Genomic DNA, 26,922 nt, shown 5'->3' with positions numbered 1-26,922 from the left:
GACTTCGTCTGCACGACGCGCGCCAGTCTAGGCCACCGTGCCCCGCTCGCGCACCGGCCCGAGGGTCACCCTCCCACGGCGTCGAGCGCCCGCCCCAGCCGCTGCAGCCCGTCGGCGTCGGGCACCGCGACCCGGGCGACCCCGGGCAGGCCGAAGCTAGTGCAGTCCCGCACGAGCACCCCGAGCGGGGCCAGCGCCTCCCGGAGCCCCTGCCGGTGCACGAGCACCCACGGGGCGTCGGCGGCCTCGACGCTCAGCCCGTGGCCGGCCAGCAGGTCGGTCAGCTCCCGACGCAGCGCGCGTATGCCGTCCGCCCAGGCGGGCAGGTCGGCGGCGGCGAGCAGGTCCGGCAGCACGGCGAGGGCGGGGGTGCCCACCGACCAGTGCGGTTGGCGCGCCCGCAGCCGGTCGACCACGTCCGGGTCGGCCACGGCATACCCGAGGCGCAGCCCGGGGCAGGCGAAGGTCTTGGTGAGAGAGCCGACCGTGGCGCTCGCGGTGTCCCGGTCGGCGGTCCAGCGGCCGGTGGCGAGGGCGTAGAACGCCTCGTCCCAGACGTCGGCCCGCTCCTGCGGGCCCGCGAGCGCGCCGCTGGGGCTGTGCGGGTCGGTGCGCCACCGCGGGCCGTCGGGGGAGCGGGGTGCAGGCCGAAGTCGGGCTCGCTGCGCACGCCGCCGCCGAGCTCGGCGGCCACGAGGTGGATCGCCTCGCTGCCGCCGTTGGTGAGCAGGAGCCGCTCCGGGTCCACCCCCAGGGCGGCGGCGAGCTCGCGGGTCGCCGGGCCGGGGTCGGGGTAGCGCCCGAGGGTGTCCAGGTGCCGCGCCACCATGGGCGCCACGGCCGGGGCGAGGGGGTTCATCGTCTGGCTCAGGTCGAGCAGGTCGGCGGGGTCCAGCCCCAGCGCCCGCGCCACGGCGGGCCCGTCACCACCGTGCGCCCCCGCAGGGAGGACGACCGGCCCACCCGATCCGACGCTCACACCCTCAGCCTAGGTGCGAGGGGTGTCCTGCCGGCCGACGGTGCCCCCGCGTGCACGGTGCTCGCCGGGCGGCTCCCGGCCGTCGACGAGGCGGCAGACACACCGTCCAACCCCGGAATTCCGCGACGCGCCGGGGTTCGGAGTTGGCAAAACGCGCGATCGTCTGCCTACGGTGTGGCCGATCCATTGGCTCTACGAAAGGCTGTCATCATGAGCAAGAAGGTTATCGTCGAGGCCGTCGCCCGCGAGGCGGGCATGACCCAGGCCGCTGCCGACAAGGTCGTCAGCTCCGTGCTCGAGGCCATCTCGGCCGAGCTGGCCAAGGGCGAGAAGGTCTCCCTCCCGGGCTTCGGCACCTTCGAGGTCCGCGAGCGCGCGGCCCGCACCGGCCGCAACCCGCAGACCGGCGCCGAGATCCAGATCGCCGCGAGCAAGGCCCCGGCGTTCAAGGCTGGCTCCAAGCTCAAGGAGCGCGTCTCCTGAGCTGAGGCTCACTCGGTCCGACGCCCGGTCGCTCCCTCGAGGAGCGGCCGGGCGTCGGCGTTTCCTATCCTTGAAGCATGCCCGTCCGTCCTGACGCTCCCAGCCCGCGCGTCTGGGAGCGCTTCGTCGCCCTGGGGGACTCCTTCACCGAGGGCCTCGCGGACCCCGACCCCACCACCGAGGACACCTACGTCGGCTGGGCCGACCGGGTCGCGGCCGCGCTGGCGGCCCGCAACGGCGAGCTCGGCGCCCCCTTCGGCTACGCCAACCTCGCGATCCGCGGCCGGCTCATCGACGCGGTCATCAGCGAGCAACTGCCGGCGGCGCTCGCCCTGCGCCCCGATCTGGTGAGCCTGTCGGCCGGCGGCAACGACGTGCTGCGCCCGCGGGTGTCGCTGCCGGCGGTCATGGACCGGCTCGAGGGGGCCGTCACCCAGATCCGCGACACCGGAGCGGACGTCCTGCTGGTCACCGCCCCCGACGTGTCGTGGGCGCCCCTGGTCAACCGGGTCCACCCGCGGATGGTGGAGTACACCGCCAACCTCTGGGCCGTCGGCCAGCGCACCGGCGCCTTCGTCGTCGACATCTACACGCTGCGTTCGTTGCACGACGCCCGCATGTGGGGGGCGGACCGCATCCACTTCAGCAGCGAGGGGCATACCCGGATCGCCGCCCAGGCGCTGTGGACCCTGGGCCTGGAGCAGGACGAGGGCTGGTCGACGCCGCTGGAGCCGGCTCCGCCGCTGGGCCGGCTCGAGACGCTCCAGGCGGACCGGGAGTGGGTGGCCACCCACCTGCGGCCGTGGATCCGGCGGCGGATCCGCCGGGAGAGCTCGGGTGACGGGCGGGTGCCCAAACGTCCGGTCCTCGGGCCGCTCGAGCCGCCGACAGCACCCTGAGGAGGTGGGGCGGCGCGTCAGCGGCGGCCCCACTCCCAGCTGGGTGTCGTGAGCATGCCCTGGCCGGCCACCTGGGTCTCGCCGAGGTCCTTGGTGAGCTCGTGCAGGCGCAGAGGTGGGACTGCGGCGAGGTCGTCGTCGCCGACCTCGCGAGGGTCGATGGCGAGCGCGTGCTGCTCCCGGACGGCCTCGGCGAGGGCGTCGACCAGCGCCTGGGAGTGCGTGACGAGGACCACCTGCGCCCGGGTCGACGCGGCGGCCACCGCCCGCGCCAGCGGAGGCACGAGGCTCGGATGCAGGCTGGTCTCCGGCTCGTTGAGCGCGAGCAGCCGCGGCGGGACCGGCGTGAGCAGGGCCGCGAGCCAGAGGAGGTAGCGCAGCGTGCCGTCGGACAGCTCGGCCGAGCGCAGCGGCCTCAGCATCCCCGGCTGGTGCAGCGCGACGTCGAAGAGCCCGTCGTGGAGGGCGACCTCGAGCCGTGCCCCGTCGAAGGCGTCCTCGACGGCTGCCGCGAGCTCGGCGCCGGAGTCCTCGCGGATCGTCTGCAGCGCCGCCGCGAGGTCCGAGCCGTCCTCGGCCAGCGCCCAGGTGCGGGTGCCGACCTGAGGCCTACGGGCGGGTGCCTCACCATCCACCCGGAAGCCGTCGTAGAACCGCCACGTCCGCAGCTCTTGTCGTACCGCCCAGAGCTCGGGCGCCGCGATCGGGTCGACGACATCGGTGAGCATGCTCGCCCAGGGGTGGACCGCTGCCGCCGTCTTCTCCCAGCGTTCGTCCTCGGCGCGCAGCTCGACCGAGTGATGTCTGCGTCGTGCCGCCAACGTCGCCGGGCGCATGACCGGGCCGCGCCACACCGCCTCACGCTTGACCTCCGGGTCGCGGGCGAAGGCGGATTCTCCCGGCACCGGGATGCCGAGGTCCACGAGGTAGGACAGGTCCGCCTCCGTCCCGCCCACGCCGAGGCGGACGCTGATCGGGCCCGACCGCATCGTGCCCTGCAACGCGTGGCCACGCCGCGCCTGGGCGAGCGACTCCGGGCCGGCCCACAGCGCCGACTCCAGGCCGCCCTCCTGGGCCAGGGCGCGGACCACCTCGCCCCGGCCGCAGGCACCGAGAAGCCGCAGCGCGCGGTAGACGCTGCTCTTGCCGGTGCCGTTGGCCCCGGTGACGACCGTCAGCCGGCCCAGGGGCAGCACCACGTCTCGGAGGGAGCGGTAGCCACCGACCGCGACCGTCGAGTACATGCCGCCACACTAGGCAACGGCACCGACAACCCTGGGTCCCCGTGCGTCCACCGCGCAGGTATGCCGTCGTCCGGCTACGGCGCCGTGCCCAGGCCGCGCTCCTCCCGGTCGGCGAGCAGCCACTGCGCGGTCATGGCGCGGAACCGGTCCGCACCGTCCCGGAGCTGCTCCAGGGCAGGGCGCACGCCGGGGTGGTCGAGCGCAGCCAGCGCCTCCAGGGCCACGAGGGCGTTCTCCTGCTCGTCGACCTGCGCCATCCGGGCCAGCGCGGGTGCGGCCGGCCGCCCGGCGGGGTCGCCGACGAGGACGAGCGCCTGGGCAGCATGCCCCCGGACCTCGGCGTCGTCGCTGGTCAGCGCTTCGGACAGGCCGGCGACGCCAGGCTCACCGAGCTGCTCGAAGGCCCGTGCCAGCTCGCGCCGGTGCTCCTCCTCGCCCGTGCCCAGGTGGGGCAGCAGGGCGGGGGCGGCCTCGGGAGTTCCGGTGCGGCCGAGGGCCCACCACGCCTTGCGGGCGACGGCAGGGTCCTCGTCGTCGGCGAACGGCAGGATGTGCCCGACCGCCTCCGGGGCCTGGATCTTGCTCAGTGCGTGCAGGACCTGAACGCGCGCGTCCGGCGCGGAGCCCAGCGCGGCGACGAGGTGCGGCAGTGCGGCGGGGTGGCGCACCACGGCCCAGGTGAGGGTCTCGCGGACGAAGAAGTCGGGCTCGGCGACGAGCAGCGACACCCAGCTCCGGGGTCACGGAGGCATCGGCATGGGTGCCCAGGTGCAACGCGGCCTGCTGGCGCACGGTAGGGCTGAGGTCGTAGGCGGCCCGGCGGGCCTGCTCCAGGGTGGTCACAACACTCTCCTCGGGTCGCTTCGGTCAACGCGGTCGGCCCGAGCCTCATTCCTCACCCAGGGTGAGGGTCAAGCCGCGGCGCCCACGTCGGGGCGGCCCGATCCCGGAGCCGGGAGGCAGCGGGTGGATACTCGACGGCATGGGTGCAGGCCACGACCACGGTGCGGGCTCGAGCTCGAGGCGGTTGCTCCTGGCCTTCATCATCACCGCGACCGTCCTCGTGGCCGGCGTGGTGGGCGCCGTCCTCACCGGCAGCCTCGCGCTGCTCGTCGACGCCGGCCACATGCTCACCGACGCGGGGGGACTGCTCATCGCGCTCACCGCGGCCCGGCTCATGCAGAGGCCGCCGAACGAGCGGCGGACCTGGGGGTATGCCCGGGCCGAGGTCCTCGGCGCCGGCGCCCAGGCGACGGTCCTGCTCGCGGTCGGGGGGTATGCCCTCGTCGAGGGTGTGCGGCGTCTGCTCGCGGACGACCCGGCGCACGTCGCCGGTGGTCTGCTGCTCGTCTTCGGCGTCGTGGGCCTGGTCGGCAATCTCGTCTCGATGCTCGTCCTGGCGGGCGGTCGTGAGGACAACCTCAACCTGCGCGCGGCCTTCCTGGAGGTCGTGGCTGACGCACTCGGCTCGGTCGCGGTCATCGTCTCCGCCGTCCTCATCCAGACCCTCGGGTGGGTCAAGGCGGACGCGGTCGCGGGCCTGCTCATCGCGCTGCTCATCCTGCCGCGGGCCGTGGTCATCCTGCGCGAGGCCGGCAGCGTCCTGCTGGAGTCGGTGCCGCCAGGACTGTCCCTGGCCGAGGTGCGCGAGCACCTCCTCGGTGTCGGTCACGTCCTCGACGTGCATGACCTGCACGTGTCGCGGATCGGCACCGGCACACCCGTCCTCACCGCGCACGTCGTCGTGGAGGACGAGTGCTTCCACGACGGTCACGCCCCGCAGCTGCTCGACGCGCTGCAGACCTGCGTGGCCAGCCACTTCGACGTCAGCGTGGAGCACTCGACCTTCCAGCTAGAGATGCGGCGGCATACCGACCACGAGCACGCCCACCACCCCTGATGTCGCGGCGCGTAGGCTCGCGCCCATGAACGACCCGCTCGGCCCCGACACCCCTGCGCCGGAGGTCGTCGACCTCGCGCACGTCCTCTTCGACCTCGCCCGGGGCGGGGAGGCGCAACGGCTCGCGGCCTACGTCGACGCCGGGGCGCCGCTCGACCTCACCGACCCGTCCGGCAACACCCTGCTCATGCTCGCGGCCTACCACGGGCACGCCCCGACCGTCGCCGCGCTCGCCGACCGGGGCGCCGACGTCGACCGGCTCAACGACCGCGGCCAGTCGCCCCTGGCGGGCGCGGTCTTCAAGGGCGAGGCTGACGTCGTGGAGGTCCTGCTGGAGCACGGCGCCGACGTCGACGCGGGGCAGCCGACCGCACGCGAGACGGCGGCGATGTTCGGTCGAGAGGACCTGATCACCGACCGGGGCGCCTGAGCCTACGCCTCCGTCGGCGGCACGGGCTCGGGCAGCAGGCGCGCCTCGGCGCGCTCCAGCACGTGCCGGCGGAAGAGGTCGGCCGAGGGCAGGAGCCGGCGGCGGGGAGCCCAGGACAGCCCGACGTCACGGGTCGCGGTGCGATCCTCCAGGGCGAGCACGTGGAGACCGGTGACCGGTGCCGCGACCGAGCCTCCCCACCGGGTGGGTGCGACCGCCACCCCCAGCCCCGCTGCGACATACCCGCGCAGGGTGGGCAGGTCGGCCGCGACGAAGGCCACCTGGGGGCTGAAACCCACCTCCGCGCAGAGCTGCTCGGTGTGCTTGCGCAGCACCGACGTCGACGTCATGACGACGAACGGGTCCTCGGCGACCTGGCTCAGCGCGACGGAGCCACTGTCGGCCAGCCGGTGGTCGGGCCCGACGAGGAGCCGCAGCGGTTCGGCGACCAGCGCCCGCCACCGCGGCTCGTCCTCGCCGCGGTGCGGGCGCAGGGTCGACAGCTCGAGGTCCACGTCGCTGCGCGGACCGACAGCAGGGACCGTCTCGTCGTCCTTGGTGCGCAGGTCGAGCCGGACCTCGGGGTGGGCGGCGCGGAAGCTCGTCACGAGATCGGGGACGAGCCAGGTGCCGAGCGAGGGCTGGAAGGCGACCGTGACGGTGCCGGTCTCGGGGTCGAGGAGCTGCTGCACCGCGGCGACACCGTCGTCCAGCTCGTGCAGGAGGGCGTCGACGTGACGTTTGAAGAGAGTGCCGGCATGCGTCATCCGCAGCACTCGGCCCTCCCGGCGCAGGAGCGGAGCGCCGATCTCCCGCTCGAGCCGGCCCAGGGCCCGCGACACCGCGGGCTGGGAGACCATCTCCAGCTCGCTCACCTCGGTGACCGTGACCCCGTCGGCGACGAGCTGGAACCACCGCAGCGTCTGGATCTCCACATCTATGACGCTAGCGCATGGTTGAGGTGACTAGAAGACATTGGACGTATGGGTCGGAGTCGAGGACCGTAGACGTATGGCCAAATACCTGATCTCGCTCCTCGTCGGTCGCTCGCAGCACGACATCCGCTCCCTGCCCGCCACCCGCAGCGCGGCCGTCGTGGCGTGGCCCTCCGCCACGCAGCGCTCTCTTCGCTGACCCCGCTCAGGACCCCCAGCAGGTCCGCACGCCGAACTCCACCCGGCGTGACTCCACCCCCTCCACCGGGTCGTCGCTGACCAGCAGCGTCCCGGTGTCGAGGTAGCCGGTGGGCTCCTCCCCGTCCCGCACCGCGCGGGCGACCGCCCGCACCCCCTCGCGAGCCATGTTCTGCGGATACTGCATCGCCGTCGCGTCGATGAGCCCGGGCCGCACGCCCTCCCGCATCGCCCGGCACCCGCCGTCGACCGACACCAGGACGAGCTCGTCCATGTCGACCCCCTCCTCCTCGAGCGCGGCCAGGGCGCCGAGCGCCGCCGGCTCGTTGACCGTGTAGACCACATTGACGTCGGGATGCTCGGAGAGCACCTGGGTCATCGCGACCGCAGCGTTGTCGCGGTCTCCCTCGGTGTCGACCGAGGCCACGATCGCTGCGTCGCCCTCCTCGACCCCGAAGCCGCTGAGAAACCCCGCACGCCGCTGCTCGCCGGTGCTCACCCCCGGCGTGAGGTCCAACGTGACGATCTGCGCGTCCAGACCCAGTTCCTCGGCCTTGGCCGCGGCATACTCCCCGATGAGCTGGCCGGCGCGCTCGTTGTCCGTGGCGAAGGTCGCGTCCATGAGCTCCGGCGGGTCGGTCGGGGTGTCGACCGCGATGACCCGGACCCCCGCGTCCTGCGCGCGGCCGATCGCCTCGCTCAGCGCCTCGGCGTCGGTCGGTGCGATGAGGATGCCGTCGGCGCCCTGCTCCACCATGTCGTCCAGTGCCGCCTCCTGGGACTCGACGTCGGTGTCGCTGGTGCCGGTGGCGGTGAGCAGCTCCACGTCGAGGTCGTCGGCGGTCTCCTGCGCGACCTCGCGCATCTCGACCCAGTAGGGGTTCTCCTCCTGCTTGGTGATGAGACCGACCGTCACCGCCTCACCCTGGTCCTCGCCGCAGCCCGCCAGCGCGAGCCCTGCGAGCAGGGAGCCGGCCAGCACCAGCGACCGGAGGGGGTATGCCGCGCTCATCGGCCCGCTCCCGCCTCGTGCACGGGTCGGGTGGTCTCGCCGCCGGCCCGGTCGGTCCGCAGATCGAAGAGGGCGTAGCAGGCGACGAGCAGCAGGCAGACGCCGGGGACGACATACCCCATCGCCGACCCGGCCGCGTCCATGACCGCCGCGTGGACCATCGGCACGAGCGCACCGCCGAGGATCGCCATGACCAGCCCGGCCGAGCCGAACTTCGCGTCCGGCCCGAGCCCCTGCAGCGCCAGGCCGTAGATCGTCGGGAACATCAGGGAGAGTCCCGCCGAGATCGCCACCACGGCGATGAGGCCGACGATGTTGAGGACGAACATCGAGGTCAGGCAGCAGGCCACCCCGAAGAGCGACATGATGAGCAGCAGCAGCGCCGGGCGGAAGATCCCCAGCAACCACGTCATGACGAAGCGCGAGACGAGGAAGATGATGAGGCTGGCCTGGAGCCACCACCCCGCGGCGGCCGAGGACGTGCCGACGACGTCCTGGGCGTAGAGGATGGTGAAGGTCCACGTGCAGGTCTGCGCGGCGACGTTGAAGAACTGCGCGATGACGCCGTAGCGGTAGTGCCGGTTGGCCCACAGCCGGGCGAAGGTCCCGCCGCCGCCCTCGGTGAGGTCGACCGCCTCCGGCTCCGTCGGCATCTGCATCTTGCGGAAGGCGATGAGGAGCCAGATCGCGACGAGGATCCCGGCGATGACGAGGTAGGGGCGAAGCACCAGCAGCAGGTCGGCCTCCTGGGCGGCGACCAGCTCGGCCTCACCCATGATCGTCTTGCTCTCCTCGGGGGTGAGGTTGGGCAGGATGAGGACCGCGCCCATGAGCACGCCGAGGTTGGCGCCGACCGGGTTGAAGGACTGCGCGAGGTTGAGCCGTTGCGTCGCGCTCTGCTCGTCGCCCATCGCGATGACGAAGGGGTTGGCCGAGGTCTCCAGGATCGAGAGCCCTGCCGCCAGGACGAAGAGCGCGAGCAGGAACATGTTGTAGGCGAGCATCTGGCTGGCCGGGATGAAGAGAAATCCCCCGGCGGCCGCCAGGCCCAGGCCGACGAGGACCCCGGCCTTGAAGCCGAAGCGGGCGTTGATGAAGGCGGCCGGGACGGCGAGCAGGAAGTAGGCCCCGTAGTAGGCGAACTGCACCAGCGAGGACTGGAAGTTCGACATGTCGAAAATGCCGCGGAACACCCCCACGAGGATGTCCGTGAGGTTGGCCGCCATGCCCCAGGCGGCGAAACACAGCAGGAGCAGCACGAACGGCACTCTCAGGTGTCGCGCGACCAGCGGCGCCTCTCGCTGGTCGCTCTCGGCCGGCAGCGTCACCATCCGTGCCCCTTCCCTTTGACGTTGCGTCAACGTCTGGCCCGAGAGTAGCGGATCCGCGCCCGCTCCACGACCGGGCGAGGTGCGGCATACCTCGGGGTGCTCCTGGCCCGGCGAGGGGGCCCTGGAATATCGAGGCGGCGCGGGTGTTGATATAGTTGATACATCAACAACCCAGGAGGGCGAGAGAGATGCAGTTCGGTATCTTCAGCGTCGGTGACGTCACGCAGGACCCGACGACGGGCCGCACCCCCGGCGAGGGCGAGCGGATCTCCGCGATGACGGACTATGCGCTCAAGGCCGAGGAGGTGGGTCTCGACGTCTTCGCGAGCGGTCAGCACCACAACCCGCCGTTCATCTCCTCCGCGCCCACCACCCACCTGGCCTACATCGCCGCGCAGACGCAGAACCTCAAGCTGTCGACCGCGACCACGCTCATCACGACGACCGACCCGGTGCGGATCGCGGAGGACTACGCCTTCCTGCAGCACCTGTCCGGCGGCCGCGTCGACCTGATGATGGGTCGCGGCAACACCGGCCCGGTCTACCCGTGGTTCGGCAAGGACATCCGTCAGGGCGTGCCGCTCGCGGTGGAGAACTACCACCTGCTGCGCCGCCTGTGGCGCGAGGAAGTCGTCGACTGGCAGGGCAAGTTCCGCACGCCGCTGCAGGGCTTCACCTCGACCCCGCGGCCGTTGGACGACACCCCGCCGTTCGTCTGGCACGGGTCGATCCGGTCCACGGAGATCGCGGAGCAGGCCGCCTACTACGGTGACGGCTTCTTCCACAACAACATCTTCTGGAACATCGAGCACACCGCGCAGATGGTCGAGCTCTACCGCCGCCGGTTCGAGCACTACGGCCACGGCTCGGCCGACCAGGCGATCGTGGGCCTCGGTGGCCAGGTCTTCCTGGCCGGCAGCGAGGCGGAGGCGAAGAAGGCCTTCCGGCCCTACTTCGACGTCGCCCCGGTCTACGGCCACGGCCCGAGCCTGGAGGAGTTCACCCGGATGACCCCGCTGACCGTGGGGACGCCCGAGATGGTCATCGAGCGCACGCTCGGCTTCGCCGACCAGGTCGGGGACTACCAGCGCCAGTTGTTCCTCATGGACCACGCCGGCCTGCCCAAGGACGTCGTCCTCGAGCAGATCGAGATCCTCGGCCGCGAGGTCGTGCCGGTGCTCCGGCGCGAGTTCGAGGCCCGTCGCCCGGCGCACGTCCCGAGCGACCCGCCCACCCACGCCTCGCTCGTGGCGCAGGGACCGGGCGCGCCGCACCACCTCGTCGCCCCTGCCCGGGCGAGCGAGACCGCAGCAGCCACCGCCTGACCCAGCTGCACCGCATACCGAGAGAGGGAGCACGTCATGACCCGCCGCATCGTCGTCACCACCGCCGGGCTCTCCCAGCCCAGCTCGACCCGGCTGCTGGCCGACCGGCTCGCCGACGCCGTCACCGCCCAGGTGTCGGCGCGCGGCGAGGCGGCCTCGGTCGAGGTCGTCGAGCTGCGCGAGCTCGCGCACGACCTGGCCACGACCATGACCACGGGAGGTATGCCGACGCCCGCCGTCGCGCAGGCCCGGGACCTGGTCTCCTCGGCCGACGCGCTCATCGCGGTCACCCCGGTCTTCGCGGCGAGCTACTCGGGGCTGTTCAAGATGTTCGTCGACGTGCTCGACCCTGAGGCGATCTCGGGGATGCCCGTGCTCATCGCCGCCACGGCGGGCACGGCGCGCCACCAGCTGGTGCTGGACCACGCGCTGCGGCCATTGTTCAGCTACCTGCGCGCCGCGGTCGTCCCCACCGGGGTCTTCGCCGCGACCGACGACTTCGGCGGGGCCGGCTCGGCCGACCTGGGCCGGCGCATCACCCGCGCGGCCGGCGAGCTCGCCGGTGCCGTCGTGGCGGCCGGCGTCGCGGGCTTCGGCCCGTCGGAGGGCAGCCGGAGCGCGGGCACGCGGGTCGAGCAGCAGGTCACCGACTTCGAGGACCTGCTCGCCGGGCTGGGCCAGTAGCCCGGGCACACTGGTCCCATGGCTGAGCGGCGCGGTGGCGGGTGCACGAGCATCCTCAGCGTGCTGCTCGTCATGGGGCTGGTCATCAGCATGGTGGTCTACCTCTCGCCCGGCCTCGACTTCGGCAATGTCCGCCGGACGGTCTACTCCGACCGGTCGGCGGGCGTGCCCGGGTCCGGGGGCGAGGGCTACACCTTCATGCAGGTCACGAGCCGCGATCGGCCCGTGACCTGGGGGTGCGAGGCGCAGATCGAGGTGGAGGTCAACCCGGCCGGGGCCCCGGAGGGGTATGCCGATCTCGTCGCCTCCGCGGTCTCCCGGGTCAACGAGGCCAGCGGGTTCACCTTCGTCGTCACGGGGGAGACCGACGACCGCGAGTTCGAGGGGCGGCAGCGGGGCCCGGTGCTCATCGGGTGGGCCGACGAGGAGGAGGTGCCGGACCTCGCCGGGCCCACCGCGGGGCTCGGGGGCGCCTCCTACGTCGTCGGGCCTGGTGGCGACGCGCGTGCGGTCGGGGGCATGGTCGTCCTCGACACCGAGATGCGCGGGGGCTGGCTGCGCGGCCTGGACGAGGAGGTCGTGCTGGTGCACGAGCTCGTGCACGTCCTCGGTCTGGGGCACTCCGAGGAGGCCGACGCCCTCATGGCGGCGGAGAACTCCGGCCAGGACGCCTTCACCGAGGCCGACCTCGCCGGGCTCGAAGCCCTGCAGGAGGCCGCCTGCGCCTGAGGGGGACGCGGCACGCGGGATGCGAGAAGCCGCCCCCGGGATCTCCCGGGGGCGGCTTCTCGGTGCGTCGTGGGTCAGCCGCGCAGGTGCTCGATCGGGCGCCAGTTGCGACCGATCTCGAGGATCACGTGGGTGCTGCTGCGGAAAGCCTTGGACAGAGCGGTCATGATGGCCACCTTTCTTCGTGTTGGGGTCTGACAGGTACTACTCTGACAGGGCTTTTGCGTTAGCACAAGCGAACGTTTCTTACAGGTATGTGTAAGAATATCTGTATGTTTTCACCCGAGCACCTGGTGAGTCTCAAGGCGGTCGTCGAGGAGGGCACGGTCCTCGCCGCGGCCGACCGTCTGGGGCTCACGGCCTCCGCCGTCAGCCAGCAGCTGACCCGGCTCCAGCAGGAGGCGGGGCAGCCCGTCCTGGTGCGCCGGGGACGCAATGTCGTGCCCACCGACGCGGCCGAGGTGCTGGTGCGGCTGGCCGCTGAGGTGGAGCAGCTCGACGAGGCCGCCCGGGCCGAGCTGGAGCTCCTCACCAGCGACGTCTCGGGGCCGCTCGTGCTCGCGTCCTTCCCCACCGGGATCGTGGGGTTGCTGGCGCCGACGATCCCCGCGCTGCGCGAGCGCTACCCCCTCCTGCGGCTGACCGTGCGCGAGTTCACCCCCGAGGGCTCGTTGCGTGCGCTGCGTCGGGGGGAGGTCGACCTCGCCGTCGTCCACGACTGGACGGACTACCACAAGGCCCTGCCGGAGGGGCTCGTGGCGAGCGTGCTGGGCAACGACGTCGTCGACCTCATCGCGCCGCACGACCACGACCTGCGGATCGGCCGCAACGGCATCCTCGACCTGCGGGACTGCGAGGACCGCGACTGGGTCGACGACTCACCGGGCGTCTTCAGCGACTGGCTGCTCACGGCCCTGCGCGAGCGGCACCTGGACTACCGCATCGCCGCGACCGCCGACACCCACCCCAGCAAGATCGCCCTCGTCGCCGCCGGCTTCGGGATCGGCCTCATGCCCCGCCTGGGCCGACCCGAGCTGCCCGACACCGTCGTCGCCCTGCCTGTCAAGGATCCGCCCACCCGGCGCGTCATGCTCGTCCACCGCGACTCCAGCGAGCGGCGGCCCGCGGTCGCCTCCGTCGCCGCCGAGGTCCGGCAGGTGTGGGCGTCCACCAACCCAGAGCCATCCGCCTGAACCTACACATGCATACACACGTGTTGCTGGGCTGTGGCCATGTCGCACGAGCTCAAGCAGGCCTACGCCTCGCCGCTCGAGACGATCCTCGATCCTCGATGAGGGCGGTGTTCGTCGACTCCTCCGTCCTGCTGCTGGCCTTCGGTGACGAGCATCCCGACCGGGCTGCCTGCGTGCGCGTCGTCGAGCTCGCGGCCACCGGTGACCTGCGCCTGCACCAGTCCGTGGAGGCTGGCCAGGAGTTCCTTGTCCACCGCCTGCGGCGCACCTCCACGGCAGAGGCGATCACCGACTTCGACGTCCTCGACCGTCTCGTGGTCTGGCACGACTTCGACCACGAGACGTTGCGGGAGTCGCGTCGGTTGGTCGAGCGCGAGGAGGCTCGAGGCCGGGACGCGGTCCACGCCGCGACGGCCCTGCTGGCAGGGTTCAGCGGCATCGTCACCACCGACACCGACTTCGACGGCATCACCGGCCTGTCGCGGGTCGACCCGTCCGACCTGGCGTGACGGCTCGCCGCGGCGCTCGCCGCGCTCAGGACTCGCGGGGCTGCATCCCGGTCTGGCCCTGGAGCCGATCGATGTGCTCGGAGGCCTGGGCCTTGGTGAGACCGTCGGCCGAGATCTGCTCGCCGGCGGCGCTGGCGAGCCGGTCGAGGTAGGACTTCTGCGCCTCGGTCGCCGGGTCGTCGCCCGTCGTCCAGTCCGCGGGGTCGCGCTCGAGCTGCTCGCCCGGGGACTGCGGGCTGGGGGCGCCGAGCATCTCGGCGTCCTCGGGCTGGTTCTGCTCGGGTACGACCTGGTCGGGCTGGTTCTGCTCGGGCATCGTCTGGTCGGGCTGGGGCTGGTCGTCCATGGGGCTCGTCATGGCTCGACTCTAGGTGGCAGGTCCGACATCGTCGCGCGGAACGACCCGGTCCTGAGAGCTCACCCGCCGGACGCCGCAGACACACGGCCCCCGGGCTGACAGCCCCACCCACCGGGGTGTAGGTATGAGGGCATGACGCCGACGTCCACCCACCAGCCGACCACCGAGGCCTACCGCGCCGCCCGTGACCAGCTCCTCGAGCTCTACGGCGACCCGGCCCGCGCCCGCGAGGAGTTCGACTACCCCGACGTGGGGGAGAGGTTCAACTGGGCCATCGACTGGTTCGACGCGATCGCTCGGGGCAACGACCAGCCCGCCCTCGTCGTCGTGGAGGAGGACGGCACAGACCAGAGCCTGACCTTCGACGAGGTCGCCACCCGCTCCGACCAGGTCGCCGCGCTGCTCGCCCACCAGGGCATCGGTCGCGGTGACAGCGTCATCGTCATGCTCGGCAACCAGCTCGAGCTGTGGGCCACCATGCTCGGGGTGATGAAGCTCGGCGCGGTCATCATGCCGACGACCACGGCCGCCGGCCCGGCCGACCTGCGGGACCGGCTGGAGCGCGGCGCCGCCCGCGCGGTCGTCGTCGACGCGGCCGACACCGACAGGTTCGAGGAGGTCCCGGGCGACTACGTGCGCCTGTCCGTCGGCGAGGCGGACGGATGGACCGACCTGCGCACGGCATACCTCGAGCACGTCAGCCAGGCGGAGCATCCCGGCACGGCCCCCGACGACCGGCTGCTGCTCTACTTCACCTCCGGCACCACCAACAAGCCCAAGCTCGTCGAGCACACCCAGGTGAGCTACCCCGTCGGGCACCTGTCGACGATGTACTGGCTCGGGCTGCGCCCCGGCGACGTGCACCTCAACATCTCCTCGCCGGGATGGGCCAAGCACGCGTGGAGCTGCTTCTTCGCGCCGTGGATCGCCGAGGCGACGATCCTGGTCTACAACTACGCCCGCTTCGACCCGGCTGCGCTGCTCACGGCGCTCCGCAGACATCGGGTGACGAGCTTCTGCGCGCCGCCGACGGTGTGGCGGATGCTCATCAACGCCGACCTCTCCGGTGGTCCCGGCGCGCTGCGCGAGGTCATCGGGGCCGGAGAGCCGCTCAACCCCGAGGTCATCGCCCAGGTGCAGCGGCAGTGGGGCCTGACGCTGCGCGACGGCTACGGCCAGACCGAGACGACCGCGCAGATCGGCAACTGCCCGGGCGGCCAGGTCAAGCCCGGTTCGATGGGTATGCCGCTGCCCGGCGTGCCCTCCGTCCTCGTCGACCCCGAGACCGGGCAGGTCGTGCAGGGTGCCGGCGAGGGTGAGATCTGCCTCGACCTGTCCGCCTCGCCGATGGCCCTCATGACCGGCTACCAGGGCGACGAGGACCGCAACGCCGAGGCGATGGCGGGCGGTTTCTACCACACCGGAGACGTCGCGGAGCGGGATGCGAACGGCATGATCACCTACGTCGGCCGCACCGACGACGTCTTCAAGGCCAGCGACTACAAGATCAGCCCCTTCGAGCTGGAGTCGGTGCTCATCGAGCACCCGGCGGTGGCCGAGGCGGCGGTCGTGCCGGCACCGGACGAGGTGCGCCTCGCGGTGCCCAAGGCCTACATCGCGCTGGTCGACGGGCACGAGCCCGATGCCGACACGGCGCGTTCGATCCTCGCCCACGCCCGGGAGCACCTGCAGCCCTGGCAGCGGGTGCGCCGGGTCGAGTTCTACGAGCTGCCCAAGACGATCAGCGGCAAGATCCGCCGCGTCGAGCTGCGCTCCCGCGAGGAGGAGCTCGCCTCGGGTGCCGGGGGCGGCAGCGCGGTCGAGGCGCCCAGCCAGCCCACCGAGTGGCGGGACACCGACTTCCCCGATCTCAAGGGGTGAGCGGCAGCTCGGACGGGCAGTCGCCCACCGCGAAGGTCGGGTAGGAGAAGCCCTCGATCGGCGTCAGGCTCATCGGTCCCGCCTCGATTGCCCGGGCCCGCCCGAGGTTCCAGCTGAGCGGGTCCTCGACGAGCTCGTCGTCGACCCGCCACCCGACGGAGCAGTCGGCCAGCTCGGGGGGCAACCCCTCCCGGATGACCGGCACCGCGTCGGCGCCGAGCGACTGGAGGTAGGTGAGGTCCAGGTCACCGGTCTCCTCGTAGCGCTCGATGTTGCGCTGGGCCACCCACGCCTCGGGGTTGCCCAGGCCGAGGAGCAGCAACATCGCCGCGCCCGAGGCCAGGGCGGCGCGCGGCAGCCACCAGCCGCTCATCCGGGCCCCGGCCACCATGACCAGGACGACAAGCAGGCCCAACCACAGCTCGAAGGCGTCGACGAGCACGCGGAGCACGGTGAAGCCGTAGGCCTGCTGGTAGACGTGCATGCGGTAGAGCGCGGAGGCGACGACGACGAGGGTGAGGCCGCACAGGACCCCGAGTGCCACCCGCAGCAGCAGCCGGTCGCGCTCGGTCCCCCGGGGCGCCCGGCGGGTCACGAGCGCCACGGTGAGCAGGGTGAGCGCGGTGGCGAGGGTGAGCTGGCCGAAGCCCTGGTGGACGGACTGGGCATACGTCATCCCGGTGGTGCGCTGGACGTAGTCGTGGCCGCCGAAGAGCGCGACCCCCTGCGCGAGCAGGAAGACGACGAAGGTCGCGACGACCACACCCACCGGCACCAGCCACTCCCAGGCGCGGGTGACCGGGCGGGCCTGCGGCAGCGCGACCAGGTCGACCCGCGGGGGGTTGAGCGCGAGGTAGGTCGCGGCGAGCACGATGCCGCCGACGACGAACCACGTGAAGCTGCGCAGCACCAGCGACTCGGCGATGTCGACGTCCGGCACGAGGTCGCTGACCCAGGCCCCGACGAGGGCGTCGCCGGAGGCGAAGAGGCCACCGAAGACGACCAGCGCGACGAGCGAGATCGCGGCGGTCCGCAGGATGGGCCAGACGAGGGTATGCCGTGACGTCGCCGAGAGCGTCCGCCCCAGCAGCGGCAGGCCGCGCAGCCCGCTCGCGACCCAGGAGGCGGCCGAGGTGAGGATGGCGGGCAGCCCGCGGGCGCCGGTGAGGGCGGTCGTCACCAGGACGGCAGCGGTGAGCAGGGAGAGGACGGTGAGCCACTCGGCGGCCCGCAGGACCACGAGGCTGGCCAGCCCGACGCAGAGCACGGCGGACGCGATCGTCCACGGCTCGCGCCGACGGGAGGAGAGGGAGAGCACCAGCGCACCGGCGAGGAGCAGGACGACGGCATACGCCAGGCCGATCCCGCGGTAGGGCAGCAGGACCGCGGCGAGCGCGCCCACGCCGACCGAGGACCACAGCGCGACCGGCGCCGTCCGCAGTCGTGAGGTCGGCTCGGGCCAGAACCGGCCGAAGACGGTGTCGAGGACCGACGGCGTCGGCACGGGGATGGTCCGGGCGACGCCCGAGCCACGGCCGGTGGCGAGGGCGGGAGCCCCGCCGACAGGCTCGTCGACGGCCCCGGCCGCGCTCCCGGCGCTCTGCCCGCCTTGGCGGCGCGTCCGGGCGGAGCTGTCAGGGGGAGCGGACGCGCCTCCCTGGGTCCGGATCCGTCTGCCGCGGTGGCCACGGGCAGCTCGACCCGCACCAGGGCGCCGGTGCGGTCGGCGGCGGTCTCGACCGCCTCGACCCGCCCGCCGTGCAGCTCGCACACCCACCGCACGATGGCCAGGCCGAGCCCGGTGCCGCCGCTGCTGTCGTCGCCGACCCCGAAGCGGGCGAACATCTCCTCCGAGCGCCCGGCGGGGAAGCCCGGCCCCTCGTCGGCGACCTCGAGGGTCCAGGTGGGCCCGGCGCCGACGGCCCCGACCCGCACCGTGCCGCCCTCCGGGCTGTGCCGCACCGCATTGTCCAGGAGGTTGGTCACGACCTGCGCCAGGCGGGCCGGGTCGGCCTCGACGTGCAGATCCGGCGGGGTCACGTCCAGGTCCACCGCCACGCCGCGCCCGGTCGCGCCGACGCTGGCCCGGGCCTCCTCGACGCAGCGCGCGAGCAGGGCGCCGACCGCGACCGGCTCGAGCGACAGGGCCGCCACCCCGGCCTCGATGCGACTGAGGTCGAGCAGGTCCTGCACGAGGGTGCTGAGCCGTTCGGACTGGTCGAGCGCCGTCTGGAGCGCGCGGTCGTCGGGGGTGACGACGCCGTCGACGAGGTTCTCCAGGAGGGCCCGCTGCGCGGCCAGCGGCGTGCGCAGCTCGTGCGAGACGGTGGCCAGCAGCTCCCGGCGCTGCCGGTCGGCGTCCGCGAGCTCGGCGGACATCGTGTTGAAGGCGACGCCGAGCTGGCCCACCTCGTCCCGCGAGGCCGTCGTCACCCGGGCGGTGTAGTCGCCTCCCGCCATCTGCCCGGCCGCCACGGTCATCTGCCGCAGCGGTGCCGTCATGCCGCGGGCCAACCAGGCGGTGACGCCCAGGGCGGCCGCGAGCGACACGGGGATGGTGAGCCAGGCCGAGACGCTCGACCGGTCCCCGACCTCGAAGATCACGACCGCGGCGAGGATGCTCACCGCGACGAGCAGGCCGATCTTGACCTTGATCGAGCCCACGAGGTCCAGCGGGCGCTCCAACTCCGCGCCCCCGGGCCGGGAGTCCCGGTCGACGGCGCTCATTGGCCGCCTTCCAGGGCATACCCGACGCCGTGCACCGTGCGGACCCGGTCGGCCCCGATCTTGGCGCGCAACGCCTTGACGTGGCTGTCGAGGGTGCGGGTGCCGTGGGCGTCGGCCCAGCCCCACACCTGGGTCATGAGGTCGTCGCGTCCACGCACCGTGCCGGGGCGCTCCGCGAGCGCGGTGAGCAGGTCGAACTCCAGCGGCGTGAGGTGCACCTCGCCGCCGTCCACCCGCACCCGCCGCGCCCCGCGGTCGATCTGCAGTACACCCACCTCCAGCAGCGGCAGCGAGGAGCCGGCCAGCTCGGTGGCTCGTTCCACCCGGCGCAGCAGCGCCTGCACGCGCGCCACGACCTCCCGCATCCGGAAGGGCTTGGTGACGTAGTCGTCCGCCCCCGCCGCGAGCCCGACGAGGATGTCGGTCTCGTCGGTCTTGGCGGTGAGCATGAGGATCGGCACCGGGCGCTGCGCCTGCAGCCGACGGCAGACCTCCAGCCCGTCGAGACCGGGCAGCATGAGGTCGAGGACGACGACGTCAGGGGTATGCCGCTCGGCCTCCGCGAGGGCGCCCGGCCCGTCGACCGCACGGGCCACCGTGAAGCCCTCCGCGGCGAAGCGGTCGGTGAGGGCCTGGTTGATCGTGGGGTCGTCCTCGACGACGAGGACGGTTCGGGTCTGGGTCATGCCTCCGAGACTAGGGCGGCCCGCGTGGAGGGGGTGGTGGGCAGATGTGCAGGTTGTGTGAAGGTCGGTGCGGACCCCTAGGTTGTGCCCTGTGACCACCATCGTCTTCCTCCACGCCCACCCCGACGACGAGGCCAGCGGCAGCGCCGGCACCATGCGGCTGGCCGCCGACGCGGGGCACCGGGTGGTGTGCGTCTACGCCACCCACGGCGACCACGGCACGGTGCCGACCGACCTGCGCGAGGGGGAGAGCGTCATCCAGCGGCGTCGTTCCGAGGCGGAGGCCTCCGCGCTCGTCCTCGGCACCGCGCGGGTGGGCTGGCTGGGGTATGCCGACTCCGGCATGACCGGCTGGGAGCAGAACTCCCACGAGCAGTCCTTCCATGCCGCTGACCTCGAGGAGGCCGCGCGTCGGCTGGCGCAGATCCTTGACGAGGAGGGCGCCGGGGTGCTCGTGGGCTACGACTGGCACGGCGGCTACGGCCACCCCGACCACGTCAAGGTCCACCACGTCGCGCACCGGGCCGCCGAGCTCGCCGCACGGCGACCGCGGCTGCTGGAGAACACCATGAACCGCGACCACATGCGCCGGATGGTCCAGGCCGCCACGGAGGCCGGTCTGGTGCCGGAGGGGCAGGACTGGGACCCCGACGGCCCCGCCGACGACGGCAACCCGATGGGCACCCCGGAGGCCGAGATCCACTGGCACGTGGACGTGCGCGAGGTCCTCGAGGCCAAGCGGGCCGCCCTCGCGGCGCACGCCAGCCAGGAGGACGTCGGCTGGATGCTCGGGATGCCGACCGAGCAGTTCGCCGCGATCTTCGGCGACGAGTGGTACATCGAGCCCGGGCGCGAGCCCGGCCTGCGCGCCGCTCACCCCCTGCTCTGACCGGCGCTTCTGCGACCGGGCGTCCTGCGGGCCGACCCGACCCGGCCCGATCCGGCCCGATCCGACCCGATCCGGAGCGGGCGGGGCGGCCACGGACGGCGCCGGGGTGGGTGGCGGCATACCCTCGACCCATGAGTGATGCGCCCGAGCCATTGCCCGAGTCCGCCCGCGCGGTGCCGGACGGCTCCGACCTGGGTCGTGCGCGGGGGACCGACTTCTTCGGCCTCGACGACCTGCTGAGCGAGCGCGAGCGCGAGCTGCGCGACGGCCTGCGCGCCTGGTGCGACGAGGAGGTCGTGCCGCGGGCCCAGGAGTGGTGGGAGGCCGCGCGCTTCCCGGCCGAGATGGTGCCCGGGTATGCCGCGACCCGGGTCGCGGGGGCGGCCATCCAGGGCTACGGGTGCGCGGGGGTGTCCGCCGTCGCCGAGGGGATGATGTGCGCCGAGCTGGCGCGCGGCGACGGGTCGATCGCGACCTTCAACGCGGTGCACTCGGGGTTGGCGATGACCGCGGTCCACCTCCTGGGCAGCGAGGAGCAGCGCGAGCGCTGGCTCCCGGGTATGGCGCGCGTGGAGACGGTGGGCGCGGTGGCGCTGACCGAGCCGACGCACGGCTCGGACGTCGTCAGCCTGGAGACCACCGCCCGGCGGGACGGCGACCATTGGGTCCTCGACGGCGCCAAGCGGTGGATCGGCAACGGCTCCGTCTGCGACCTGGTGGTCGTGTGGGCGCGCGACGAGGCCGGCGACGTCGGGGGGTTCGTGGTCGAGGACCCGCAGCAGGCGGACGGCTGGGACGCGCAGGTCATCGAGGGCAAGATCAGCAACCGTGGGGTGTGGCAGGCCCACATCCGGCTCGACGGGGTGCGCGTGCCTGCGGACTCCCGGCTGGCGCAGGCGCGGACCTTCGCCGACACCAACCGGGTGCTCGCCCGGTCGCGGCAGACCGTGGCGTGGGAGGCGATCGGGCACGCGGTCGCGGCCTACGAGGGGGCCCTGACCTACGCGCTGCGCCGGGAGCAGTTCGGCCGGCCGCTGGCCAAGAACCAGCTCATCCAGGACGACCTCGCCCGGATGGTCACGCTCATCACCTCCATGCAGCTCATGTGCACCCGGATGAGCCAGCTGGAGGACCAGGGCCGCTGCACCATCGAGCACGCGGCGATGGCCAAGCTGCACACCACGACCGCCGCCCGCGAGGTCGTCGCGATCGCCCGCGACCTGCTCGGCGGCAACGGCATCCTGCTCGACCACCACGTCGCCCGGCACTTCGCCGACCTCGAGGCGGTCTACACCTACGAGGGCAGTCGCACCGTCCAGTCGCTGCTCGTGGGGCGGTCCGTCACCGGCACCAGCGCCTTCCGCTGACCCACCGAGCGCCGCAGATGGTCGCTCTCTGACCCACCGGGCGTCGTAGATGGTCGTTCTCTGACCGACCGGGCGTCGTAGATGGTCGCTCTCTGACCCACCGGGCGTCGCAGATGGTCGCTCTCTGACCGACCGGGCGTCGCAGATGGTTGTTGACAGATGTCATCGGTGCACCGTCACCGCCACCGCTAGTGTGGGGAGGTATGGCGAACTCCACCACTCCCGACCCGTTCCGTGACGGGCCGTCGGAGGTGCCGCCCGAGTGGCAACCCCGGATCCCGCAGCCCGGTGAGCGACGCGCGCCCCGCGAGGAGGTGCCGCAGGACCGTCGGCCGACGGCTCGGCATACCGGCCCGGACGCCGCCGTGCCCACGCGGGAACCCAGCCAGACCATGGGCACGCTCATGGGCGATGTCCGCCGGACCGGGGCGTGGACCGCCGCCGAGCACACTTCGGCCTACCTGGGGATGGGCAACGTCCTGCTCGACCTGCGCGATGTGGTCCGGCCCGGGGAGACCTTGCGGCTCACCGCCTTCACCGGCCTCGGGGACGTCAAGATCGCGGTGCCGCCCGGCTGCCGGGTGGAGCTCCAGGGGTTCAACCTGCTCGGCGATGTGCGCCACGAGGTCGACCCGGCGGTGCAGGCGGCGCCCGAGACCGGCGCGCGGCTGGTCATCAACGCCTCCAGCCTGCTCGGCGACGTGCGCGTGCGGACCATGCCGATGGACGACCCCAGCGGTCCCAAGCCGGCCCGAGGGTGGCGCTGGACCCGCAAGGCCTGAGGGCAGCCAGCGACCATCTGCGGCGCCCGGTGGGTCTTAGAGCGACCATCTGCGGCGCTCGGTCGGTCAGTGGCGCGGCACGTGCCGGCGGAACCACTCGAGGCTGGCGGCCCAGGGGCCGCGCCGCTCGGCGAGGTCCTCGAGCAGCGGGGTGAGCTCGGCGGAGAAACTCATCGAGGACTCCAGCGGCAGCAGTGAGGGCAGGTTGTCGATCGCGATGACCTCCAGCGGCGCCTCCGGGGTTCCGACCTCACGCACCGGGTCGTCCCAGGTGGTGATGGCGGTGTTGATCGGCAGCAGGTTGGCCTCGGAGGTGACGTCGCAGGTGACGTCGCCGATCGTGCGCAGGCGCCGCGGCGCGACGACGTCCTCCGGCCCGACGAAGGGCTCGCGCGGCGTGCTGCTCACGACACAGTTGATGAGCAGGTCGTGGTCGCGCAGCGCGTCCTTGTCGAGGTGCAGGGTGTCGGCGCGGTCCCACCGGGTCACGGCGCAGCCGGCGAGCTCCAGGGCCTCGACGGCACCCTGACCCGAGCGCCCGCGCGAGCCGATGACCAGGGCCCGCTCCGGCTCCCGACCGGCAGCGCTCTCCCGCAGCTGGGCGTCGAGCTCCTCGCGGCCCATCGGCGCCACCCCGCCCTCAAGCAGTCCACGGTGCCGCAGCACGGAGAGGGCAGCCCCGACATACCCCGCCCAGAAGCCGAAGGCGACGACCCGCTTGCCGTCCAGCGTGAGGTACTCCACGTCCAGCAGCTCACCACCGCCGCGGCGGAAGCGCTCCAGGGTGACGTCGGCGCCCTCCTGCCCCTTGTAGGCGTGCGCGAAGAACACGTGGGTGTGGGCGAGGTCGGCGGGGTCCTCGGGCAGCTCCTTGATCCCGACGACGACGGCGCCCTCCGGCGCGTCCACCCACGAGCCGAAGGGGGCGACCGAGCAGCCGACCGCGACGTAGTCTTCGAGGTCGATGACGCGGGTCGGGGACTCCTCGACGGTCACGACATACCCATCGCTCACGAGGCGGGCGGCGTCGGCGGGGACGATCGGCACGCGCTGCTCGCTGGGGCGGGCCTCGGCGCGGATCCACAGGTGCGGTCTGCTCATACGTCAAGGGTATGCGCGGGCGCTCCCTGCCGTTGCGTTAGGTTGAGGCGTTCACACCGAGGTGAGAGGAGCTGGATCGATGACCGGCCAGATCGTGCGGGAGCAGGGCGAGAACGACTACGAACCGAGCGATCGGGAGCCTCCACGATCACCCGGCCGCACCTGGGCCTTCCGGCTCGGCGGGCTGGGTCTCGCCGCCGTGGTCTACCTCCTGCTGGGCGGGGCGGAGATGTCGGGCGACGCGCGCTTCGTCGCGGCGATCGCCGTGCTCATGGCCGTGTGGTGGATGACCGAGGCGATCCCGCTGGCGGCGACCTCGTTGCTGCCGATCGTGCTCATCCCACCGCTGACCGGGCTCGGGGTCGCGGACGCGACCGCCCCCTATGCCAACTCCATCGTCTTCCTCTTCCTCGGTGGCTTCCTCATCGCCATCGCGATGCAGAAGTGGAACCTCCACCGCCGCATCGCGCTGCTGACGCTGCGCCGGGTCGGCACGCACCCGCGCCGCATCATCCTCGGCATGATGATCTCGACGGCCTTCCTGTCGATGTGGGTCTCCAACACCGCCACGACCCTGATGATGCTGCCCATCGCCATCTCGGTGCTGGCCCTCGTCGTGGAGAACAGCCAGGTTGCGCACGCCGGCGACGGTGACGTCGCCGAGGAGGTCGGTCAGGGGCGCGCCGTGAGCGACACGGTGAGCGACCCCGACGTGCGGCTCTTCGGGGTGGCGCTGGTGCTGTCCATCGCCTGGTCGGCCTCGATCGGCGGGTTGGGCACGCTGCTCGGCAGCCCGCCCAACGCCATCGTCGCCGGTTACCTCGCCGACGAGCTCGACACCGAGATCGGCTTCGTCAACTGGATGATGCTCGGTGTCCCGATCGTCGTCGTCTTCATCGCGGTGTCGTGGCTGCTCATCACCCGGGTGATGTTCCGCTTCAAGCTCCAGGAGATCCCCGGCGGACGCCAGCTCATCGACGACGAGATCGGCAAGCTGGGCGCGATGAGCCAGGGAGAGAAGGTCGTGCTCGCGGTCTTCAGCGGCGCCGCCTTCCTGTGGATCGTCCCCGGCCTGCTGTCCAACATCCCGGCCCTCGGCAAGGCCGCCCCGTGGTTGGGCGAGCTCGACGACACGGCCATCGCCATCGGCGCAGGCATCGTGCTCTTCCTCATCCCGGGCGACCGGGAGGGCCGGATGGCGCTGGAGTGGGACGACGCGGAGGAGGGGCTGCCCTGGGGCGTGCTGCTGCTCTTCGGTGGTGGCCTCAGCCTGGCCGCCGCGGTGGCCGGGACCGGCCTCGACGAGTGGTTCGGCACCCAGGTCACCGGGCTCGGGGCGCTGCCGGTCGTGCTGCTCCTCGCGGCCGTCGTCACTATCGTCCTCTTCCTCACCGAGGTCACGAGCAACACCGCGACGGCGGCGACCTTCATCCCCGTGCTGGGCGGTGTGGCGGTCGGCATCGGTGTCGACCCGATGACGCTGCTCATCCCGGCGGCCCTGGCGGCGACCTGCGCGTTCATGCTGCCGGTCGGCACCCCGCCCAACGCCATCGTCTTCGGCACCGGGGCGGTGAAGATCCAGGAGATGGCGCGTGGTGGAATCATCCTCAACGTCGTCGGCGTGGTCGTCATCACCCTCTTCACGGTGCTCATCGGACCGTTCGCCCTGGGCCTGGTGCTCTAAGCCCGGGGCTGCGCCGGAGGCGACCGGCGAGCAGCAGACGGCAGAGAGGGGGCGAGGCGCCCGCGTGGTCACCGCAGCAGCCCCTCGCCGTGGACGCTCCGCGCTCGTCATGGTGCTCGCCTCGGCGATCACCACGCTGGGGGCGATCCCGCCCTTCCTCCTCGGCGCCCAGGCGGTCGAGATCCGCGAGGACCTCGGGCTGGGCCTGGGCGCCTTCGGTGTGGCCGTCAGCGTGTTCTTCGCCACCGCCGCGGTCGCCACCCTTTCGACCTCCGGCGTCGTGGACCGCTGGGGCCGCGGCTGGCTGCTCATGGCCGCGGGCTCGCTGGTCGCCGGGGGCGGACTGGCGATGACGCTGCTGGCCCGCGGCTGGTGGTCGGTGATGCTCGTCATGGTGGTCCTGGGCCTCGGCAACGCGGCGTCGCAGGCGACGGCCAACCTGCTCATGGCCCGCGCCCTCCCACCGGGGAGGCGGGGGCTCGGCTTCGGGGTCAAGCAGTCGGCCGTGCCGCTCGCGATCATGCTCGGAGGGCTCGCGGTGCCGACCACGGGCGCGCTGTGGGGGTGGCGCTCGACCTTCGTCATCACCGCCGCGGCCGGTCTGGTGGTGTGCGCCGGCGCCGTGGCGCTGCTGGTGCAGGGTCGGCGCCGCCGCCGACGACGGGGTCGCTCCGCCCCGGCGTCGCTGCCCGAGCTGCTGGAGTCACCTCCCACCCTGCCGCTGGTGCTGGCGGCGCTCGCCATCACCTTCGCCAGCGCGGCCGCCAACTTCGTCGGCGCGTTCACCGCCTCCTGGGGGTTCGAGGTGGGGCTGAGCCCCTCGCAGACCGGGGTGCTCATGGCGCTGGGGTCGGGCGGTTCGATCATGGTCCGGATCTTCTCCGGGTGGCGGGCCGACCACCGGCACGGCGCCAACCTGCCGGTCGTCGCCACGCAGATGGGGGTGGGGGCGCTGGCCTGCGCCGGGCTGGCGCTGGGGACCCCGTGGGCGGTGTGGGTCTTCGGCCTGCTCGTCTTCAGCATCGGCTGGTCCTGGCCCGGTCTGCTCCTGTATGCCGTCGCCCGCCTCGGGCGCGACAACCCGGCGCAGGCCTCGGGCGCGGTGCAGGCGGGCGCCTTCGCGGGCGGGGCCTTCGGTCCGGCACTGCTCGGGGCGCTCTCCCAGGAGGCGGGTTTCCCGCTGGCGTGGGGGGTGGCCGCGGGGTGCTTCGCCCTCGCCGGACTGCTCATCCTGCTCTCGCGCCGCCGGTTCACCGCCGACCTGCTCCGTCGGCCCCCGCGCGAGCCCTTCCGCTACGCCCGGAGCAAGGTGACGCCTTCGCGCGAGGTCTGACCCGCGGCATACCCCTTCTCGCGGCCCCCGCTGTGCGGCAGGATGTGCCCATGATGGAGGGCGCGGCCCGGCGCCGACGGGCGCGGGAGATGGAGCGTCGCCTGGCCGAGCTCGACCGGTGGGACGAGCTCTACGGCCTGGGCGCCATCCCGTCGTCCCCTCCGCCGCGCCACCGCCGTCGCCGGTCGGGGGCGGGCTGGCTGCTCGTGCTCGGGGTCGGCGCCGCGGCGGCGCTCTTCCCGACCCAGTCGCTGGCGGTGCTG

General features: G+C 72.8%; 26 protein-coding genes and 1 pseudogene. 16 read left to right on the top strand and 11 right to left on the bottom strand.

The features are described 5' to 3' along the window. Positions 1 to 65: 65 nt before the first annotated feature. A pseudogene (locus FA582_RS15255) lies at positions 66 to 545 on the bottom strand (aminotransferase class I/II-fold pyridoxal phosphate-dependent enzyme); the annotation flags it as partial. A gap of 644 nt (positions 546 to 1,189) precedes the next feature. On the opposite strand from FA582_RS15255, the gene FA582_RS15250 reads away from it, so the two are divergent. Both FA582_RS15250 and FA582_RS15245 read left to right on the top strand, forming a co-directional pair. Further along, positions 1,190 to 1,462 (top strand): HU family DNA-binding protein, encoded by a 273-nt coding sequence (locus FA582_RS15250; RefSeq protein ID WP_010146686.1) that lies wholly within the window; start codon positions 1,190 to 1,192, stop codon positions 1,460 to 1,462. Positions 1,463 to 1,539: 77 nt separating this feature from the next. Further along, positions 1,540 to 2,361 carry an SGNH/GDSL hydrolase family protein gene (locus tag FA582_RS15245; protein WP_010146685.1) on the top strand — a complete coding sequence of 274 codons (822 nt, stop codon included), beginning with the start codon at positions 1,540 to 1,542 and terminating at the stop codon, positions 2,359 to 2,361. A gap of 17 nt (positions 2,362 to 2,378) precedes the next feature. On the opposite strand, the gene FA582_RS15240 is transcribed toward FA582_RS15245, so the two are convergent. Then, complete coding sequence (locus FA582_RS15240) at positions 2,379 to 3,605, bottom strand: AAA family ATPase (RefSeq protein ID WP_010146684.1); 1,227 nt, start codon at positions 3,603 to 3,605, stop codon at positions 2,379 to 2,381. A gap of 74 nt (positions 3,606 to 3,679) precedes the next feature. Next, complete coding sequence (locus tag FA582_RS15235) at positions 3,680 to 4,333, bottom strand: HEAT repeat domain-containing protein (protein ID WP_238705450.1); 654 nt, start codon at positions 4,331 to 4,333, stop codon at positions 3,680 to 3,682. Positions 4,334 to 4,587: 254 nt separating this feature from the next. Between FA582_RS15235 and FA582_RS15230 the strand changes: the two genes are divergently transcribed. Together FA582_RS15230 and FA582_RS15225 are read left to right on the top strand one after the other, a co-directional pair. Next, a complete protein-coding gene (locus FA582_RS15230) occupies positions 4,588 to 5,505 on the top strand; it encodes a cation diffusion facilitator family transporter (protein ID WP_010146682.1) in 918 nt (305 codons plus the stop codon). A 25-nt stretch (positions 5,506 to 5,530) separates the two neighbouring features. Next, a complete protein-coding gene (locus FA582_RS15225) occupies positions 5,531 to 5,935 on the top strand; it encodes an ankyrin repeat domain-containing protein (protein WP_010146681.1) in 405 nt (134 codons plus the stop codon). A gap of 2 nt (positions 5,936 to 5,937) precedes the next feature. On the opposite strand, the gene FA582_RS15220 is transcribed toward FA582_RS15225, so the two are convergent. Then, on the bottom strand, positions 5,938 to 6,870 hold the full coding sequence (locus tag FA582_RS15220) for a LysR substrate-binding domain-containing protein (RefSeq protein WP_010146680.1): 933 nt from the start codon (positions 6,868 to 6,870) through the stop codon (positions 5,938 to 5,940). A gap of 76 nt (positions 6,871 to 6,946) precedes the next feature. On the opposite strand from FA582_RS15220, the gene FA582_RS17440 reads away from it, so the two are divergent. Then, a complete protein-coding gene (locus FA582_RS17440; RefSeq protein WP_272941898.1) occupies positions 6,947 to 7,069 on the top strand; it encodes a hypothetical protein in 123 nt (40 codons plus the stop codon). A 6-nt stretch (positions 7,070 to 7,075) separates the two neighbouring features. Here FA582_RS17440 and FA582_RS15215 read toward each other — a convergent pair whose 3' ends face one another. Both FA582_RS15215 and fucP read right to left on the bottom strand, forming a co-directional pair. Then, positions 7,076 to 8,080, bottom strand: a complete 1,005-nt coding sequence (locus FA582_RS15215; RefSeq protein ID WP_010146679.1) for a substrate-binding domain-containing protein — start codon at positions 8,078 to 8,080, stop codon at positions 7,076 to 7,078. Continuing rightward, positions 8,077 to 9,411 carry an L-fucose:H+ symporter permease gene (gene fucP / locus FA582_RS15210; RefSeq protein ID WP_010146677.1) on the bottom strand — a complete coding sequence of 445 codons (1,335 nt, stop codon included), beginning with the start codon at positions 9,409 to 9,411 and terminating at the stop codon, positions 8,077 to 8,079. The genes FA582_RS15215 and fucP overlap by 4 nt, the downstream gene beginning before the upstream one ends. A 188-nt stretch (positions 9,412 to 9,599) precedes the next feature. Between fucP and FA582_RS15205 the strand changes: the two genes are divergently transcribed. From FA582_RS15205 to FA582_RS15185, 5 genes are all read left to right on the top strand, one after another. Then, a complete protein-coding gene (locus FA582_RS15205) occupies positions 9,600 to 10,736 on the top strand; it encodes an LLM class flavin-dependent oxidoreductase (protein WP_010146676.1) in 1,137 nt (378 codons plus the stop codon). Between the two features lie 36 nt (positions 10,737 to 10,772). Continuing rightward, positions 10,773 to 11,420, top strand: coding sequence for a CE1759 family FMN reductase (locus tag FA582_RS15200; protein ID WP_010146675.1), 648 nt, complete (start codon positions 10,773 to 10,775; stop codon positions 11,418 to 11,420). 18 nt (positions 11,421 to 11,438) lie between these two features. Beyond that, positions 11,439 to 12,149 (top strand): matrixin family metalloprotease, encoded by a 711-nt coding sequence (locus tag FA582_RS15195; protein ID WP_029540447.1) that lies wholly within the window; start codon positions 11,439 to 11,441, stop codon positions 12,147 to 12,149. 272 nt (positions 12,150 to 12,421) lie between these two features. Continuing rightward, entirely contained in the window at positions 12,422 to 13,342 is a 921-nt protein-coding gene (locus FA582_RS15190; protein WP_010146673.1) for a LysR substrate-binding domain-containing protein, read from the top strand. Between the two features lie 98 nt (positions 13,343 to 13,440). After that, positions 13,441 to 13,851, top strand: coding sequence for a type II toxin-antitoxin system VapC family toxin (locus FA582_RS15185; RefSeq protein ID WP_010146671.1), 411 nt, complete (start codon positions 13,441 to 13,443; stop codon positions 13,849 to 13,851). 25 nt (positions 13,852 to 13,876) lie between these two features. Here FA582_RS15185 and FA582_RS15180 read toward each other — a convergent pair whose 3' ends face one another. Next, a complete protein-coding gene (locus FA582_RS15180) occupies positions 13,877 to 14,209 on the bottom strand; it encodes a DUF3072 domain-containing protein (protein WP_010146670.1) in 333 nt (110 codons plus the stop codon). Between the two features lie 132 nt (positions 14,210 to 14,341). On the opposite strand from FA582_RS15180, the gene FA582_RS15175 reads away from it, so the two are divergent. Continuing rightward, positions 14,342 to 16,090, top strand: a complete 1,749-nt coding sequence (locus FA582_RS15175; RefSeq protein WP_010146669.1) for an AMP-binding protein — start codon at positions 14,342 to 14,344, stop codon at positions 16,088 to 16,090. On the opposite strand, the gene FA582_RS17285 is transcribed toward FA582_RS15175, so the two are convergent. Genes FA582_RS17285 through FA582_RS15165 form a run of 3 tightly spaced genes read right to left on the bottom strand, consistent with a single transcriptional unit; the run spans position 16,080 to position 19,503 of the window. Further along, entirely contained in the window at positions 16,080 to 17,357 is a 1,278-nt protein-coding gene (locus tag FA582_RS17285; protein ID WP_238705449.1) for a DUF4153 domain-containing protein, read from the bottom strand. The two genes, FA582_RS15175 and FA582_RS17285, sit on opposite strands and share 11 nt — an antisense overlap. Continuing rightward, entirely contained in the window at positions 17,267 to 18,817 is a 1,551-nt protein-coding gene (locus tag FA582_RS17280) for a HAMP domain-containing sensor histidine kinase (protein WP_238705448.1), read from the bottom strand. The genes FA582_RS17285 and FA582_RS17280 overlap by 91 nt, the downstream gene beginning before the upstream one ends. After that, positions 18,814 to 19,503 carry a response regulator transcription factor gene (locus tag FA582_RS15165; RefSeq protein ID WP_010146667.1) on the bottom strand — a complete coding sequence of 230 codons (690 nt, stop codon included), beginning with the start codon at positions 19,501 to 19,503 and terminating at the stop codon, positions 18,814 to 18,816. The genes FA582_RS17280 and FA582_RS15165 overlap by 4 nt, the downstream gene beginning before the upstream one ends. 91 nt (positions 19,504 to 19,594) lie before the next feature. Between FA582_RS15165 and FA582_RS15160 the strand changes: the two genes are divergently transcribed. The 3 genes from FA582_RS15160 to FA582_RS15150 all read left to right on the top strand — a co-directional run bounded on the left by FA582_RS15160 (position 19,595) and on the right by FA582_RS15150 (position 22,541). Further along, on the top strand, positions 19,595 to 20,392 hold the full coding sequence (locus tag FA582_RS15160) for a PIG-L deacetylase family protein (protein WP_010146666.1): 798 nt from the start codon (positions 19,595 to 19,597) through the stop codon (positions 20,390 to 20,392). A 131-nt stretch (positions 20,393 to 20,523) separates the two neighbouring features. Continuing rightward, complete coding sequence (locus FA582_RS15155) at positions 20,524 to 21,759, top strand: acyl-CoA dehydrogenase family protein (protein ID WP_051125100.1); 1,236 nt, start codon at positions 20,524 to 20,526, stop codon at positions 21,757 to 21,759. Between the two features lie 203 nt (positions 21,760 to 21,962). Beyond that, positions 21,963 to 22,541 carry a hypothetical protein gene (locus FA582_RS15150; RefSeq protein ID WP_010146664.1) on the top strand — a complete coding sequence of 193 codons (579 nt, stop codon included), beginning with the start codon at positions 21,963 to 21,965 and terminating at the stop codon, positions 22,539 to 22,541. Between the two features lie 66 nt (positions 22,542 to 22,607). Here the strand turns inward: FA582_RS15150 and FA582_RS15145 are convergent, their stop codons facing one another. Beyond that, on the bottom strand, positions 22,608 to 23,642 hold the full coding sequence (locus tag FA582_RS15145; protein WP_010146663.1) for a saccharopine dehydrogenase: 1,035 nt from the start codon (positions 23,640 to 23,642) through the stop codon (positions 22,608 to 22,610). A 79-nt stretch (positions 23,643 to 23,721) separates the two neighbouring features. Between FA582_RS15145 and FA582_RS15140 the strand changes: the two genes are divergently transcribed. Beyond that, entirely contained in the window at positions 23,722 to 25,326 is a 1,605-nt protein-coding gene (locus FA582_RS15140; protein ID WP_010146662.1) for an SLC13 family permease, read from the top strand. 64 nt (positions 25,327 to 25,390) lie between these two features. After that, on the top strand, positions 25,391 to 26,659 hold the full coding sequence (locus tag FA582_RS15135; RefSeq protein ID WP_141567505.1) for an MFS transporter: 1,269 nt from the start codon (positions 25,391 to 25,393) through the stop codon (positions 26,657 to 26,659). Positions 26,660 to 26,922: the final 263 nt, after the last annotated feature.

The organism is Serinicoccus profundi (assembly GCF_008001015.1).
Lineage (GTDB): Bacteria > Actinomycetota > Actinomycetes > Actinomycetales > Dermatophilaceae > Ornithinicoccus > Ornithinicoccus profundi.
The sequence above is the reverse complement of the archived record's forward strand: the minus strand, read 5'-3'. Positions and strand labels throughout refer to the sequence as shown.

What these genes read in the sequence shown, in the direction of transcription:
- FA582_RS15240 (WP_010146684.1), bottom strand. Translation starts at nt 3,605, where the DNA reads ATGTACTCGACGGTCGCGGTCGGTGGCTACCGCTCCCTCCGAGACGTG.
- FA582_RS15145 (WP_010146663.1), bottom strand. Translation starts at nt 23,642, where the DNA reads ATGAGCAGACCGCACCTGTGGATCCGCGCCGAGGCCCGCCCCAGCGAG.
- FA582_RS15180 (WP_010146670.1), bottom strand. Translation starts at nt 14,209, where the DNA reads ATGACGAGCCCCATGGACGACCAGCCCCAGCCCGACCAGACGATGCCC.
- FA582_RS15165 (WP_010146667.1), bottom strand. Translation starts at nt 19,503, where the DNA reads ATGACCCAGACCCGAACCGTCCTCGTCGTCGAGGACGACCCCACGATC.
- FA582_RS15215 (WP_010146679.1), bottom strand. Translation starts at nt 8,080, where the DNA reads ATGAGCGCGGCATACCCCCTCCGGTCGCTGGTGCTGGCCGGCTCCCTG.
- FA582_RS17280 (WP_238705448.1), bottom strand. Translation starts at nt 18,817, where the DNA reads ATGAGCGCCGTCGACCGGGACTCCCGGCCCGGGGGCGCGGAGTTGGAG.
- FA582_RS15225 (WP_010146681.1), top strand. Translation starts at nt 5,531, where the DNA reads ATGAACGACCCGCTCGGCCCCGACACCCCTGCGCCGGAGGTCGTCGAC.
- FA582_RS15195 (WP_029540447.1), top strand. Translation starts at nt 11,439, where the DNA reads ATGGCTGAGCGGCGCGGTGGCGGGTGCACGAGCATCCTCAGCGTGCTG.
- FA582_RS15155 (WP_051125100.1), top strand. Translation starts at nt 20,524, where the DNA reads ATGAGTGATGCGCCCGAGCCATTGCCCGAGTCCGCCCGCGCGGTGCCG.
- FA582_RS15245 (WP_010146685.1), top strand. Translation starts at nt 1,540, where the DNA reads ATGCCCGTCCGTCCTGACGCTCCCAGCCCGCGCGTCTGGGAGCGCTTC.
- FA582_RS15175 (WP_010146669.1), top strand. Translation starts at nt 14,342, where the DNA reads ATGACGCCGACGTCCACCCACCAGCCGACCACCGAGGCCTACCGCGCC.
- FA582_RS15205 (WP_010146676.1), top strand. Translation starts at nt 9,600, where the DNA reads ATGCAGTTCGGTATCTTCAGCGTCGGTGACGTCACGCAGGACCCGACG.
- FA582_RS15150 (WP_010146664.1), top strand. Translation starts at nt 21,963, where the DNA reads ATGGCGAACTCCACCACTCCCGACCCGTTCCGTGACGGGCCGTCGGAG.
- FA582_RS15230 (WP_010146682.1), top strand. Translation starts at nt 4,588, where the DNA reads ATGGGTGCAGGCCACGACCACGGTGCGGGCTCGAGCTCGAGGCGGTTG.
- FA582_RS15200 (WP_010146675.1), top strand. Translation starts at nt 10,773, where the DNA reads ATGACCCGCCGCATCGTCGTCACCACCGCCGGGCTCTCCCAGCCCAGC.
- fucP (WP_010146677.1), bottom strand. Translation starts at nt 9,411, where the DNA reads ATGGTGACGCTGCCGGCCGAGAGCGACCAGCGAGAGGCGCCGCTGGTC.
- FA582_RS15185 (WP_010146671.1), top strand. Translation starts at nt 13,441, where the DNA reads ATGAGGGCGGTGTTCGTCGACTCCTCCGTCCTGCTGCTGGCCTTCGGT.
- FA582_RS15250 (WP_010146686.1), top strand. Translation starts at nt 1,190, where the DNA reads ATGAGCAAGAAGGTTATCGTCGAGGCCGTCGCCCGCGAGGCGGGCATG.
- FA582_RS17440 (WP_272941898.1), top strand. Translation starts at nt 6,947, where the DNA reads ATGGCCAAATACCTGATCTCGCTCCTCGTCGGTCGCTCGCAGCACGAC.
- FA582_RS15190 (WP_010146673.1), top strand. Translation starts at nt 12,422, where the DNA reads ATGTTTTCACCCGAGCACCTGGTGAGTCTCAAGGCGGTCGTCGAGGAG.
- FA582_RS15140 (WP_010146662.1), top strand. Translation starts at nt 23,722, where the DNA reads ATGACCGGCCAGATCGTGCGGGAGCAGGGCGAGAACGACTACGAACCG.